The sequence below is a fragment of the Candidatus Harpocratesius sp. genome, assembly GCF_054039255.1.
Genome location: NZ_JBPLBG010000021.1, coordinates 1 through 12,814, shown reverse-complemented (window position 1 = coordinate 12,814; position 12,814 = coordinate 1). Strand labels below are relative to the sequence as shown.

Annotated in this window: 15 protein-coding genes and 1 tRNA gene; 5 read left to right on the top strand and 11 right to left on the bottom strand. The window is 30.5% G+C overall.

What is annotated here, in order from left to right:
• Positions 1-134 precede the first annotated feature (134 nt).
• The 3 genes from ACXLDF_RS04535 to ACXLDF_RS04525 form a co-directional block, all read right to left on the bottom strand.
• Positions 135-314 (bottom strand): nucleolar RNA-binding Nop10p family protein, encoded by a 180-nt coding sequence (locus ACXLDF_RS04535; RefSeq protein WP_457557307.1) that lies wholly within the window; start codon positions 312-314, stop codon positions 135-137.
• A gap of 67 nt (positions 315-381) precedes the next feature.
• Entirely contained in the window at positions 382-1,212 is an 831-nt protein-coding gene (locus ACXLDF_RS04530) for a S1 RNA-binding domain-containing protein (protein ID WP_457557306.1), read from the bottom strand.
• A 124-nt stretch (positions 1,213-1,336) separates the two neighbouring features.
• The gene (locus ACXLDF_RS04525; protein WP_457557305.1) at positions 1,337-1,789 is read right to left on the bottom strand and encodes an Lrp/AsnC family transcriptional regulator; all 453 of its coding nucleotides are present in this window, start codon (positions 1,787-1,789) and stop codon (positions 1,337-1,339) included.
• Between the two features lie 201 nt (positions 1,790-1,990).
• On the opposite strand from ACXLDF_RS04525, the gene ACXLDF_RS04520 reads away from it, so the two are divergent.
• The gene (locus ACXLDF_RS04520) at positions 1,991-2,161 is read left to right on the top strand and encodes a hypothetical protein (protein WP_457557304.1); all 171 of its coding nucleotides are present in this window, start codon (positions 1,991-1,993) and stop codon (positions 2,159-2,161) included.
• A gap of 113 nt (positions 2,162-2,274) precedes the next feature.
• On the opposite strand, the gene ACXLDF_RS04515 is transcribed toward ACXLDF_RS04520, so the two are convergent.
• Entirely contained in the window at positions 2,275-3,606 is a 1,332-nt protein-coding gene (locus ACXLDF_RS04515) for a peptidase U32 family protein (RefSeq protein ID WP_457557303.1), read from the bottom strand.
• A 275-nt stretch (positions 3,607-3,881) separates the two neighbouring features.
• On the opposite strand from ACXLDF_RS04515, the gene ACXLDF_RS04510 reads away from it, so the two are divergent.
• Positions 3,882-6,068, top strand: a complete 2,187-nt coding sequence (locus ACXLDF_RS04510) for a hypothetical protein (protein WP_457557302.1) — start codon at positions 3,882-3,884, stop codon at positions 6,066-6,068.
• A 41-nt stretch (positions 6,069-6,109) separates the two neighbouring features.
• On the top strand, positions 6,110-6,937 hold the full coding sequence (locus ACXLDF_RS04505; protein WP_457557301.1) for a methyltransferase domain-containing protein: 828 nt from the start codon (positions 6,110-6,112) through the stop codon (positions 6,935-6,937).
• Positions 6,938-7,038: 101 nt separating this feature from the next.
• Here the strand turns inward: ACXLDF_RS04505 and ACXLDF_RS04500 are convergent, their stop codons facing one another.
• From ACXLDF_RS04500 to ACXLDF_RS04485, 4 genes are read right to left on the bottom strand one after another with little or no spacing between them, the layout of a single operon-like run.
• On the bottom strand, positions 7,039-7,464 hold the full coding sequence (locus ACXLDF_RS04500) for an Hsp20/alpha crystallin family protein (protein WP_457557300.1): 426 nt from the start codon (positions 7,462-7,464) through the stop codon (positions 7,039-7,041).
• Positions 7,465-7,487: 23 nt separating this feature from the next.
• Positions 7,488-7,721, bottom strand: a complete 234-nt coding sequence (locus tag ACXLDF_RS04495) for a hypothetical protein (RefSeq protein WP_457557299.1) — start codon at positions 7,719-7,721, stop codon at positions 7,488-7,490.
• 44 nt (positions 7,722-7,765) lie between these two features.
• The gene (locus ACXLDF_RS04490) at positions 7,766-8,224 is read right to left on the bottom strand and encodes an Hsp20/alpha crystallin family protein (protein ID WP_457557298.1); all 459 of its coding nucleotides are present in this window, start codon (positions 8,222-8,224) and stop codon (positions 7,766-7,768) included.
• A gap of 23 nt (positions 8,225-8,247) precedes the next feature.
• Entirely contained in the window at positions 8,248-8,826 is a 579-nt protein-coding gene (locus ACXLDF_RS04485; RefSeq protein ID WP_457557297.1) for a PadR family transcriptional regulator, read from the bottom strand.
• Between the two features lie 266 nt (positions 8,827-9,092).
• On the opposite strand from ACXLDF_RS04485, the gene ACXLDF_RS04480 reads away from it, so the two are divergent.
• Positions 9,093-10,073: a hypothetical protein gene (locus ACXLDF_RS04480; protein ID WP_457557296.1), complete on the top strand. Its 981-nt coding sequence runs from the start codon at positions 9,093-9,095 to the stop codon at positions 10,071-10,073.
• A gap of 65 nt (positions 10,074-10,138) precedes the next feature.
• Here ACXLDF_RS04480 and ACXLDF_RS04475 read toward each other — a convergent pair whose 3' ends face one another.
• Positions 10,139-10,534 carry a RidA family protein gene (locus tag ACXLDF_RS04475; RefSeq protein WP_457557295.1) on the bottom strand — a complete coding sequence of 132 codons (396 nt, stop codon included), beginning with the start codon at positions 10,532-10,534 and terminating at the stop codon, positions 10,139-10,141.
• A gap of 159 nt (positions 10,535-10,693) precedes the next feature.
• A complete protein-coding gene (locus ACXLDF_RS04470) occupies positions 10,694-11,491 on the bottom strand; it encodes a histone deacetylase family protein (RefSeq protein WP_457557294.1) in 798 nt (265 codons plus the stop codon).
• Positions 11,492-11,634: 143 nt separating this feature from the next.
• On the opposite strand from ACXLDF_RS04470, the gene ACXLDF_RS04465 reads away from it, so the two are divergent.
• The gene (locus tag ACXLDF_RS04465; RefSeq protein ID WP_457557293.1) at positions 11,635-12,057 is read left to right on the top strand and encodes a threonyl-tRNA synthetase editing domain-containing protein; all 423 of its coding nucleotides are present in this window, start codon (positions 11,635-11,637) and stop codon (positions 12,055-12,057) included.
• Positions 12,058-12,492: 435 nt separating this feature from the next.
• Here the strand turns inward: ACXLDF_RS04465 and ACXLDF_RS04460 are convergent.
• Positions 12,493-12,598 (bottom strand) — tRNA-Arg (locus tag ACXLDF_RS04460).
• Between the last annotated feature and the right edge of the window lie 216 nt (positions 12,599-12,814).

The window sequence follows — 12,814 nt, the reverse complement described above, 5'->3', positions numbered from 1 at the left end:
CGATTGGATTGATATATCTAATGGTTCACTTATCATATTAATAAGGAAGAATGGAAATATTATAAATGCTTAACAATTATGATATATTAATTAGATTTTTGTCGAACATGGGAATTTAAAAATTCTCTATAAAATTAAGAAAATAATTTTTTCTGTATTTTTTGTCTAAAATATGGTAATCGGTATCTTTGATATTTATCTTGTAAAGAAAATTTAGGGGGAAAAACATTTTCTGTTGGGGTTTTACAAAGAGGACACAAGTTTGATAAAGTATATCTATAACAATGTGGGCATTTTTGTAAATGATGTGTCATCTGTCTCCTTCTCCAATAAAAATTATTTGTAGTACAATTTAATAAATTACAATTAAAAGGATTAAAATTATTGTTCGTTCGATAGGTCCTCTCGGAGTAATTTCACACTTCCTGCATGACCAATCGTTTCTTCGAATTTTTTATTTACCTTCTCTAAAAATTTTTCTGCTGTATGATAATCTTTCGCTTCTAAATTCATACGATAAATAGGTGCACCGATGTAAGCAAAAGATATTTCCACTCCTTTAGGTTTACGTAATCGTTTTACTGCTGCAAAGCTTTCTTTGATTATTTCAATTCCATTACCTTCATAAGAACGAATATCAAATTCTACTTGTAAATTCACTTTACTGATTGTTATATTTTCAATTATTAATTTATATAATTCTTCTTGGAGATCTTCAGATATATCTAAACCAGGTGTATTGATGAGGGCTTCAAATCCGTCTTCTTTAATTGTTTCAAATGCGTTGCGAATTTCACCATATTGATCTATTAATGCCCAAATTGCTTTTTCATATAAATCAGACAAAGTCATTCCATGTTGCTCTGCAAAAAAATTAAGAAGTCCTTCTAATTTAATTGCATATCGCCATTGATTCATTACGGTGGTACGTTGAATTTTGTTTACTCGCCGTAAACTTAAATCTAAGTATCCTCTATCCTTATTTACTCGAATAACTTGTAAAACTAAGCGTTGACCAATCGATACAATTGAATTAATGTTTTTTACCCAACGATTTGATAACTCTGATATGTGTACCATGCCTTGAGCACGTTCTTCATGAGGGAGGCCTGCATAATCTTCAAGTTCAACCTGCACATAGCCTCGTTGAACATTTGTTACGCGGCAGACGACGAGTTCACCAGGTTCTGGAAAAGGATTACGATTGAGCATTGTAGTAAGAAACACTTGATTAATTATGAATTTTGCGATTTAACAATATTTAATGTTTGATTCAATAATTAGAAAAAATAATCTGTTGAATAAATAGATGGATAAAAAAAGCAATTTTATTGGATTAATATTTTGTTTTTACTTCTTTTGTTACAAAACATGTTTCCTTGATGTTTATGCCAGGAATTTTAGAAATCTCATCTTCAATTAAAGGATCTAAATATTCTAATGATGGCAATTCACATCTTACAAATATTCCACAATCTCCTGATAATCGCCAAATATCTGTTATTTCTGGTATTTTTTTTAATTCTTGAGTAATTTTCTTTATTTGATTTAGATCTGGTTGAATTTTTATCGTTGCTCTTGTTGGATTATCTAATTTTTGATCATCAAGTACAATTGTGAATTTTTTAATCACTCCATCTTCAAGGAGTCTGTTTACTCTTCTTCTAACAGTTGCCTCGGTTTTTCCAATTTGTTCTGCTATGCTTCGATAAGATGTACGGGCATCTTTCTTTAATAATTCAATAATATTGCGATCGAGTAAATCAATATGTGGTTTTTCTGTAGACATAATTCATCAAAATGATCGGGTTTAAAAAAAATTAATGCAAAACGATTAAAAAAGTTAATGAAATGATCATCAAGAAGTAAAAATATAATATTTATCATTCAAAACAATTCCGAAAAGGATCATTAGATCGAGAAAAAAAAACTGAAAAAATTCGGATTTGTTAAATTTAGATATCAATAGATTTTGAGGTGAGAAATATTCATGACAGATTTCTTAAAATTAAAGTATATGGAATATGAGAGATTTTACCAATTCTTTAAAGATGATGATAATCCAACATTAAAAAATCATAAAAATGCTGTATCTGAAATCGTAATAGAGCAAAAAGTGTTAAAAAACCGAAAGCTGTTAAAAAATTCTCAAAATCTTTAAAATCCTCAATATTCGCATTAAATACAAGAAAATTTAAATTTACGCAAAATATATTAAATTTTCATGAACATATGCAATTTTGTCGATTTTTTTGTTTTTTTTATCCTTTTTTTTTATTTCAAGTGTAAATTATTTTGTGATTTTGAGGTTAATTGAAATACTCTTGCTGTTTTTGGAATCCTTGCCGAAGTTTTTATTCCTATAAGAATCGGTGCATTCGATGATGCAACTTCTGTGTGTTTAACTGGTTTTCCCTCAATTTGCATTGAATCAATGATTTGTTCAAAGTAAAAATCCTTTTGATTTTCGAAGATAATAATATCCCCGATATTTAATTGGCCTTTAATAAGGTAGATCTCTACAGCACTTGATTTTTGATAATAGTTTTTTACCTCACCAATATGAATTTTATGGATTTTTGCTTGATTACCTCTAATCGTTCTTTCGATATCATCAAGACTTGGTTTAGAGAAATAAAACCCCATATGAAATCCTCTGTTAAATACCGATTTAAGCCGAGAAATCCATCCGTCTATCTGTTTTTGATTATAATTTCCTTCAAAATATGCATCAATCCCTTCTCTATAACATTTAGCTGTTTCTTCAATATAGCGAGGATCCCGCATCCGACCTTCAATTTTAAATGCATGAATTCCTGCTTTAATTAATTCTGGTATGTGTCCAATCATGCACAAGTCTTTAGCATTAAAAAACATTCCAGAAAATGGTTCATATTTTATTTTATCATTTTCTTCTCCCAAAAATGTATACATTCTCCTACAAGGCTGAACGCATTTTCCGCGATTGGCAGAAAATTCTGGATTGAAGCCCATTAATTCTGATGACAAATAACATCTTCCGCTTACTGCAGTACAAGATGCTCCATGAACAAATGTTTCTACAGGGATTTTGATTTTTCTTATAATTTCGCTAATCTCTTGCAAACCTAATTCACGTGCCAATATTAATCGTTCGGCTCCTAATTCTTGATAGAATCTAGCACTTAAAGTATTCGAAATATTTGCTTGAGTCGAAACGTGAAATGGGATACCAATTTGTTTAGAAATCATAATTGCAGCTAAATCATGGCATATTATTGCATCTATGCCCGATTCATATGCTAATTCAATTGTTTGGTGCAATTCGACCATTTCTGTGTTGTAGATCAGAATATTTGTTGTTAAATAGCATTTCTTTCCCTTTGAATGAATTAAATCAACTAATTTTTTGAGATCTGCTAACGGAAAATTCGTAGCTCTTGCTCGCATGCTGAAATTTGTTTGCAATCCAAAATAGACGGCATCTGCTGAATCTAAAACAGTAGATTTTGGATGTAGTGATTTCCATCCATTAAGTGGAACTAGTAATTCTGGTTTTAGTATAGATTTAGTAGAAATTAAAGGGCTAAAAGATATTTGTTCATTATTTAAGCCACTTGATTTCATAATTTATTTTAAAATAAAAAATCGATTTATAATGAATTTTGCTCTTATTTAAAAAATCTTCTCTAATATGAATAAATCTTGATATTTCGTGTCATTTTTCAATACAAATAAATATGAGATTATCGAAATAATATCAATAGAAAATTAAAAAAGGTGTTGAAATAGAGACAAGTTTTGTCAAATCCCTAATAACTATAGGTAATTGACAAAATTTTTTGTTGAATTTAACTGAAAATAAAAAAGGGGCCATTTACTGTAAAAAAAGAGTGTTTGCCATGCAAAAGCGAATGTATATACAGCCAAAATTAGTATTAATTCCGAGTTGGGGAAAACTTCTCGGATATCCAATCTTAGGAACCTATAGAAATCATAAAGTTAGAAATATATTGAATGATCCCATAATATTTTTATCAAATTTTGAGTGTTCTATTACAAACGAACAAGGAACACGTCATTATCTCTTTGGATTGGGTTTTTATTACACTAAATTTCAAATTGATGCAAATAATTACATAATTGATTATCGTCGATTGACTTGTATTGTTCTCTCTGATTTTGTTTATCAATTTATAAAAGATTCTGCACATATTTCTGCAATTCGAGATCCTGAAGTTATTTTAAAAGAAGCAATGTTTAGTATTGTTTTTCCTATAGATCAAGGAAAACGTAATGAAAATCAATTATCATTCATTCGAGGCGTTTTAAATAGGGAAATTTTCATTCCATACAAAGAAATCTTAACTAAATTTATCGACCATCTTCAAAATGTTCCATCTAATAAATTTAAACATGCTGGTCATGCTTTATTGATGGGGACCAGATCAGATTTTAGTATGATGTATCTATCAAGTTCGATTTCTTCTGAAATTCTTTCTGAATTTAATCCACCAACTCCTGGAATAACACATATTTCGACAAATGCGGATTTTATTCTCTCAAAGGAGTTTTCTCCAGATGAATTGGATTTTATTAATCATTTGATTCAATATTTAGAAGATATATTTAATAATATTTCTTTTAACCCTGCATCTCCTTTAGACTATTTTGAAGAAGGATTTGTCTATTTTTTAAAGAAGAATATGTTTTCAACAACAAATATACAAGAAAAACAAATTAAATTGGAAAAATTAATCGATATTACACAAATTTCTCCAGAGATTTTTGTTACTTCACCAAAATATGAAAAAAAAATTACTTGGGATGAAAATCATCCCCGAAAATCACTAGAATTATGGGGAATCAAACCAAAGGAGTCTAAAATTCGTCCTCTTGCATTGACTGAATTAAAAAATGTAATAAAGGAAGAATCAGCAAATATCGAATTAACTGATTATAAAAGTGGATCAAACCTTCCAAGTTCTAATTATGAGTTGGACATCCATAAACGATTAAAAGTAAATATCAAAGAAATACCACCTATACCCGACTCCTCAGTAAAGAAAATTCTTGAATTTTTATATTCAATTACAGAAGAAGGTTATGAAACACATCAACTCGCTGATATTTTTGAAACAGCTCGTGATATCATTAAGAAACTAACATTTAATTCAAAATATATCTGGGAATTAAGCAAAATGACGAATCTTTTTTATAAAGAAAAACCAGGTTATGGATTAAATCAAATGGAAAAAAAACGGACGCTACTAAGGATTAGGGGATGGATCGATGAAATTGAAGAAGAAGAACGGCTTGAGAGGGAAAGATTGGAACAAGAACGGCTTGAGAAGGAAAGATTGGAACGAGAACGGCTTGAGAAGGAAAGATTGGAACGAGAACGGCTTGAGAAGGAAAGATTGGAACAAGAACGGCTTGAGAGGGAAAGATTGGAACAAGAACGGCTTGAGAAGGAAAGATTGGAACAAGAACGGCTTGAGAGAGAAAGATTGGAACGAGAACGGCTTGAGAGAGAAAGATTGGAACGAGAACAACTTGAGAAGGAAAGATTGGAACGAGAACGGCTTGAGAGAGAAAGGTTGGAAAATGAACAGCTTGAAAGAGTGCGGATAGAACGTGAACAAATAGAACGTGAATTGCTTGAGAGAGAACGGTTAGAACGCAAGCAAAAAGAACGAGATGTGATAAAGAAAGAAGTATCTAAAAATGACCTAAAAAAGAAAGAAAAATTGGAGAAAGAAAGACTCAAACGGGAGCAAGAATTCAGTATTAAACGTCATAAAATTTGGAATGAAAAACTGCAAATCTATAATTCCATTTCAAATTCACATACATCTGGTTTAATTAATAAAAATCTAAATCCTAATAATTCTATAAAACATAAGTATATGGAGATGCAGGAGAAATTAAAACAAATTACTGAAGAATTAAACATTATTCAAGCAAAATCTCCCAAATCTAAACAAGAAAAATTAGAGCTGAAAGCAAAAAAGAAGAAGTTAAAAGCAGAAATAAAAAATATAAAAAAAACCTTGAAAAAGATGAAAAAGAATTTAAATAAATCCTAATACATGATTTTTTTATTTTTATTCCATTATATTATCAAAAAATGCCTAATCAAAAATTTTCTCAAGATCATCAAGGAAGGGCAGATCTCCGTAATGTAATCAATTACTATCGGAAAAAAGCACTTCATTATGACGAAGATTATTCAGAATGGTATTGGAAACTTTATAATGATCTCACTTGGAATTTTTTAAAACCTTACCTTCCTCATAATAATACCGCGCGGGTATTAGATGTGGGTGCTGGCACTGGAAAATGGGCAATAAAATTGGCTAAAATGGGATTTCATGTCGATTGCATAGATATTTCTCCTGAAATGTTGAAAATAGCTAAAGAAAAGGTAAAAATCTTTGATTTGACTTCGAATATTACATTTCAAATAAAAGATATTCGAGATCTTTCTTATTTATCTGATAACTCATATGATCTTGTTTTGGCTCTGGGAGATGTAATCTCTTATTGTATTGATGATTCTCTTGCAGTAAAAGAACTTTATAGGGTGACTAAACATGATGGCTGGTGTATCGCTTCTCTGGATAGTAAATTCATATATATGCTTAATCATATCAAGTATAATCAATTTAAAGTTCTGAAAAGTGTTGAACAAACTGGAATATCTTATTTTTTTAAAAATCATCCTGTAAAAGTATATACACCTCAAGAATTACAAAATCTCTTTCAAAATGCAGGATTTAATGTTAACGAAATTTGTGGTAAGTCAATATTTTCAGGCGCCCTCCGTAGAAAAATGCGCGAAAAGAAAATTTCTGAAAATTACGAATTATTTCTCCAGTTAGAGATGAAATATGGGAGGGATCCTTCCTTTATAGGTCAAGCAGGGCATTTACAAATTTCTGCTCAAAAATCATAAAAAGCACTTGAATTAATCAAATGAAAGAAAGTTTGAGTAAAAAATGAAAAATATCAGAAAAAAATGAAAAATAGTGGAAAAAAATGAAAATCATATCTATTTTATTGTTCTTCTTCAACTTTTACTGTTATTTTCGGCTTTTTAGTGAAACTCACTTTCAATAGTCCATTTTTAAGTCGAGCTTTCACTTTTCCTTCTTCAATTTCATCATTAACTGGAATTTCAACCTTAACTGGGCGATTCCAAATATATTTTCCCATTGAGACAATTTTGCGGGCTTTTTCTTTTTCTTCTGTATTCTTTGCTTTTTCAGAGGTATTCGGTGGTTCTGCTTCGATATTAATCGAATTTCGCGATAAAGAGATATGAACGGCATCCGCTTTGAAACCGGGTAAAGGCATGGTGATTAGATATTCGTCAGCTGTTTCTTCTAAATCGTACGGCATAAATGGGGCATATTGATGTAATATATGATCCAAAGGTGGATGATTATAGCCGCATTTTATATGTGCAAATTGATATGTCATAATATTGTTCTCCTTTTGAAAGTTTAATAAAAAAATGGAAATCTCTCTTTCAATGATTTTAAAGCTTCACTTTTTTCGTCGAAATGATTGAATTCAATTGTATTTACTTTCCCTTTACGAGCAACATAGCAATCTTTAGGATTCGCCTTTGAAGGATGTTTGATATGTACTTTTAACTGATCTTCTGGGCACAGTATTTCTTGTGAGAAAATGGGAATCCAAGATGGATTCTGTATTTCTCTGATTGAAAGGCTCATATTTATTCGTCTCCTGAAGAAAAAAATGGTGATAAGAATGGGAATTACAGAATTTTAGAAAATTCTACTCGTAAAATTCCTTTATCCAATTTTGCTTTTACTAAATTTGGATCCACGTTGTGTTCGATAGGTATTTCGACATGAATAGGACGTTCCCAAAAGAAATGACTCCAAGCAATGTGGCATTTATGTTTCTTGTTTTCATCGTTATTTTTAGTTTTTGATTGATTTTTACAAAGATTTGCTTCAATGTGGATGTGATTATCAGCAGAAAGGGAAATATTAATATCATTTGGTGATAATCCTGGAAGTGGCATTTCCACAATATAAAGTGTTGATGTCTCTGTAAGATCATATGGCATGAATGTTTCTAATTTGTCAATAGGAATGAATTTCAAATATGTCTGCAATGTGTGTAATAGCAAATCTTTTTCTTTCTGCGATAAATAACTATCAAATGGGGGTAGGGAAAAAAACTCTGTGAATTTGGAATCGTTAGGCATGATGATTTTCACCACTTGTTTTTCTAATCCTGCTCCCATACAACGTTTACTGGTATTATTTTCGTTTTTTCCTTTAGTTCTGCAATCTTTTCTTCAATCACCTTGATATCTTCGTCAATATTCTGTGTGTAGTCATCTAACCATTGTGTTGCACGTTCTTTTTCTCGTTTCAGCTGTTGTTTAAGATTTTCTAATTCCTTGATATTCCATTTTGTTGGAGGCTGCTTGAATTGGGAGATTCCAAAGAAGCAGGGATTCTTAAAAAGGTGGACATCAAGGGGGATTCCTTGATTCATTGGTTTAATGAGAATTTTAAAGAACGTGGGCAAAAAATTCATGCTGAGATTGAGTGCGTCAGGGATATGTTTGGTAATATATTCTTTTCCCGCTTGAGTGATTGTATACTTGGAATCGACTTTCTTTAGAGCACCTTGTTCAAGTAATTGTTTTAATTTTGGATAAATAGTTCCAGGTCCTGGAGTCCAAGCAGGGGCGAATAGTTCGTTGATTTTTTTCACGATAGAGTAGCCAGTGATACCATTAGAATGATTGTTGATAATGGATAATATGATAAGTTGATGGTTTTCAGGTTGAAAGAGCATGAAATATCACAGCATGAAGTTTAAAGATTGTTCGAAAATCGAATAATCTTAATTGATAATAGAATATGTATCTATTTAAATGTTTGGTTATCGAATATGAATGTTCGATATTCGAATATTGTAACTTCACATATTTCGTATTTATTATTTCACTTGATAGTAACTGTATTAATACAGTGATGAAAAGTTCTTCCAAATTTGGAAATTTTTCAGTAATCTTTCCGAAGACATTGGTTTAATAGTTATGTAATGGTGAATAATATAGAATGTTCCATAGTAAATATGATATTGAAATCAAAGGATCTGAAGAGGCGAAGGCTTCATCATCATTCACAAAATTCAATCCCCAACATATTAAATATCTATGGATCATTGAGAAACATTCTTCGAAATCTCTCTTTTATCATGAATTAGAAAATGTACAAACATTGGATGGCATGCTTCTATCTGGTCTCCTTTCTGCTCTTAATAGTTTTTCTGAAGCAGAATTAGGTGATTCAGGGATTGAATCTATTGAAATGGGAGGATTAAGGTGGGTTTATTTAAACAATCCAGATACTCATTTGATGTTAATTGCTGCTTCTGATAAGCAAACTCAGGCACCCTTGATTAAAGCGAGGTTAAAAGTGATACATGATATGTTTATTCGTGATTTTCAAATCAATGATGAATTTTGGAGGAAATGGGATTTTGAAATTGCTCAATTTCGTCGATTTTCAGAAGTAGTTGAAACACTTTATCAACAATGGTCACAAGCGGATCATATTATGAATGTAGGTGCTTTGTTTGATTTAATGGGTATTTTTCAACAAATCTTTTGTATATTTATTAATATCGTGAATGATAATTTTGCAGGTTTGAAAAGACATATTGTATTAGAACGACTTCATCGCTATAGGGATAAACTTGAATTATGGTATCACAGGCAGAATTTAAGTGATAGTTATCGAGTAATTGAGATTTTCATACCTTCGATTGATTTAATTACAGACGAGATAATTTTTAGTGAAGCTCCTGCAACAAACATTTTTGGTCTAAATCCTGTTGGATTAAATCAAGATGTGCTGATTCCACTATTTTATTTAGTGTTACATCATTTTCAGAATGTATTGCAAAGAGAATTGGGTGAAAGGTTGTATCTTTCTATCGTTAAAAAGGAAATTATTCCATTTTTATTACAAAAGTGGGAAATTTTGAAATCAATGGAATTGAATAAGTTATTATTAAAATTATTTTTTGCAGATTAATCTGATACTTGCAAAATCTCTATTATAACCAAGATCAATTCCAAGAGAAAGGAAATAAAAAAAAATTATTCTTTTATTGCAGTAGCTTTAATTTCAATAAGGCAATCTTTTGGAAGACGGGCAACTTCTACAGCTGCGCGAGCAGGATAACCTGTATCTCTACAATATGGCTCAAAAATTTCTGCATAAATTTTGTTCATTTTTCCAAAATCGTTCATATCTTTTAGAAATACTTCACAAACTACCACATCTGCTAAAGAATAACCAGCTGCATCAAGAACTGCTTGAATATTTATAAATACTTGGCGAGTTTGTGATTCGATTCCTTCTGGAATCGTTCCTGTTTCATTATTTATTGGAATTTGACCTGATAAATAGAGTGATTTATTAATTTTTACTGCATGGGAATAAGGTCCAACAGCTGCTGGGGCATTTGGAGCGTTAATTATTTCTTTTAGCATTATTAAACACCTTACAATTTCCTTTATTTTAAAAAAGTAATGTAATTAATGGAATGAAATATAAAAATCTTATCAAGATTTATCAAAACTTTTAATTCGGCCATAATTCATCCAGAATAAATCTCAATCTTTTTGGAATATTATTTTAATTTTCTGTTCTTAAAAAAAACCACTCAAAAACCCTTCTGCATTAAGGGCCATTGCGCTTGAATTATACCCTCCTTCTAATAATGCAAATCGTATTCCATTACAATGATCTTCCGAAAATTCCTTCACCATCAATCCTATTTCATGATAAGCTTTGACAGATAATAAATCACCCCAATCATTTAAACCTTGATCGAATCCAGCCGATACAGCAATTACATCGCATTTACGTGCGTTATCCAATGATTCTTGCACAATTTCAAGATAAACACTCTCAGATCTAGCATCTGGATTAATAATTTCATAGTCTTGCCGATCTTTATGATGTTTTTGACCATAAGCACGCAAAATATTAATATTTCCATCACCAGTATGAAGATCAAAATCCAGAACAAAAGCTCGCTTTTTTTTATGTTTCTCTCTCAAATATAGTAGCGCTATCGCCATGTTACAAAAATAGCAAAAACCCCAACAAGAATTCCCAGAAGCGTGATGACCAGGTGGTCTAATTAAGCCAAAACTTGGATTACCATTGATAGATTGGCGCGCACATTCAATAGCACCTCCCGCAGCTAGCCGTGCAACATAATATAGATTTGGATATTGGTGTGAATAATGCATTTTTATCTGTTCGATGTGGGCAATTGAATGAGCACGTTCTAAATCGACTCTATCTGCAGGTTTGGGCAATATAAATGAATTTGGATAAATTTTTTTTAAATGCTTAACCATTGGTGTGAGACGACCTATCTTTCCTGCAGGTGTATCATCGATTTCATGTAGAAAATCTGGATGAAATACTATTTTCATATATTTTTTATACAACTTATCCTATTTAACTCCCTCTTGCCAATTTGGTTGAAAACTAATCTATAATTAAAATATTGCTTTAATTTTGAATTTGGATATTAAGAGATTCATTTATTATGAAATTAATATTAAATTGATTTAATATGCGTTTCTTATCATTTCATGTAAATTCGTTTAGTTATACTGTCACGAAAAAAGGTCGTTCTAAAATTCTGGAAGAACTGAATGAAAAGAATAAAACAGCTAAAGTTGAAAATGCACTTGTGCTCTTTATTGCTTCAGAAAAAACAGATGAACTGGATGAAAACATTTTTTCAAAATTTCTTTCCGAAATCGAAAAAATAGTTATGCAACTCAAAGTAAACACATTCGTTTTGATTCCTTTTGCCCATTTATTTGGAGAATTGAGTGCGTTGGATTTTGCTTTTGATGCTCTTAAGAAAATTGAAGATTTATTAACGATTAAGGGATATGATGTTATTCGTATGCCCTTTGGATGGTTTTCTGAATTTTCAATGCATGCAAAAGGTCATCCACTTTCTAGAATTGCTCGAATAATCAAATGAGAGCAAAAATTAAAATAGTAACTTTGAACTGTATTATTTAATAATTACATTTGATAAAAAAGAAGACTGATTTCCAATTTGTGGATTAAATAGTAAAGATTATAGATAACTTCCATAGATTTTTGTAAATATAATAAATAAGGCATATTTTCTCTTTTTTTCGTAATTATCCGCTAAAATTTTTTTAATTCTTAATTATAAAATGGTTTTTTTGAAAATTATCAAATTCAAAATCAGACTAATTTTACATAACCAAATCATTTGAATAACCATTTTATACAATATTTATTCTAAGGAGATTTCTCCCTAATTTTTAATATTAGATTGCTATATTCCTTCTAATAAAGAAAAGAGAAATTAATGCAGATCTTGATAATATTCTGATATTTCTATGCAGATTTGATAATATTATGATCAAATCATTATTTATAATTATGGTAGACCCGGGGAGATTCGAACTCCCGAAAACTGATTCCGCAAACCAGCGCCAAACGAAAAGAAACAGGTAAAATTTCTTTTATCCTGGCTAGACAACGGGTCTTGAGTCGTTTTTTCCCAATTGAGAAATATCTTAAAAAGATGGCTTGTATTTTAATTAATGAAAAATCGATAAAAAATTTTTTGTAAAAATGGAGAATTTTTAATTTCCCTTGTTCGACAAAAATAATTTATTTTTTAATCTTTTTAAATCTCACTATGCACATATTTCACTCGTTAATAATGCTGACATTGCCATATTAACCATTTTCGAAGAGAT

Excerpts from the sequence above, each read along its gene's own strand:
- ACXLDF_RS04530 (WP_457557306.1), bottom strand. The coding sequence starts at position 1,212 with ATGCTCAATCGTAATCCTTTTCCAGAACCTGGTGAACTCGTCGTCTGC.
- ACXLDF_RS04480 (WP_457557296.1), top strand. The coding sequence starts at position 9,093 with ATGTTCCATAGTAAATATGATATTGAAATCAAAGGATCTGAAGAGGCG.
- ACXLDF_RS04475 (WP_457557295.1), bottom strand. The coding sequence starts at position 10,534 with ATGCTAAAAGAAATAATTAACGCTCCAAATGCCCCAGCAGCTGTTGGA.
- ACXLDF_RS04515 (WP_457557303.1), bottom strand. The coding sequence starts at position 3,606 with ATGAAATCAAGTGGCTTAAATAATGAACAAATATCTTTTAGCCCTTTA.
- ACXLDF_RS04490 (WP_457557298.1), bottom strand. The coding sequence starts at position 8,224 with ATGCCTAACGATTCCAAATTCACAGAGTTTTTTTCCCTACCCCCATTT.
- ACXLDF_RS04510 (WP_457557302.1), top strand. The coding sequence starts at position 3,882 with ATGCAAAAGCGAATGTATATACAGCCAAAATTAGTATTAATTCCGAGT.
- ACXLDF_RS04505 (WP_457557301.1), top strand. The coding sequence starts at position 6,110 with ATGCCTAATCAAAAATTTTCTCAAGATCATCAAGGAAGGGCAGATCTC.
- ACXLDF_RS04520 (WP_457557304.1), top strand. The coding sequence starts at position 1,991 with ATGACAGATTTCTTAAAATTAAAGTATATGGAATATGAGAGATTTTAC.
- ACXLDF_RS04535 (WP_457557307.1), bottom strand. The coding sequence starts at position 314 with ATGACACATCATTTACAAAAATGCCCACATTGTTATAGATATACTTTA.
- ACXLDF_RS04525 (WP_457557305.1), bottom strand. The coding sequence starts at position 1,789 with ATGTCTACAGAAAAACCACATATTGATTTACTCGATCGCAATATTATT.
- ACXLDF_RS04500 (WP_457557300.1), bottom strand. The coding sequence starts at position 7,464 with ATGACATATCAATTTGCACATATAAAATGCGGCTATAATCATCCACCT.
- ACXLDF_RS04465 (WP_457557293.1), top strand. The coding sequence starts at position 11,635 with ATGCGTTTCTTATCATTTCATGTAAATTCGTTTAGTTATACTGTCACG.
- ACXLDF_RS04470 (WP_457557294.1), bottom strand. The coding sequence starts at position 11,491 with ATGAAAATAGTATTTCATCCAGATTTTCTACATGAAATCGATGATACA.
- ACXLDF_RS04485 (WP_457557297.1), bottom strand. The coding sequence starts at position 8,826 with ATGCTCTTTCAACCTGAAAACCATCAACTTATCATATTATCCATTATC.
- ACXLDF_RS04495 (WP_457557299.1), bottom strand. The coding sequence starts at position 7,721 with ATGAGCCTTTCAATCAGAGAAATACAGAATCCATCTTGGATTCCCATT.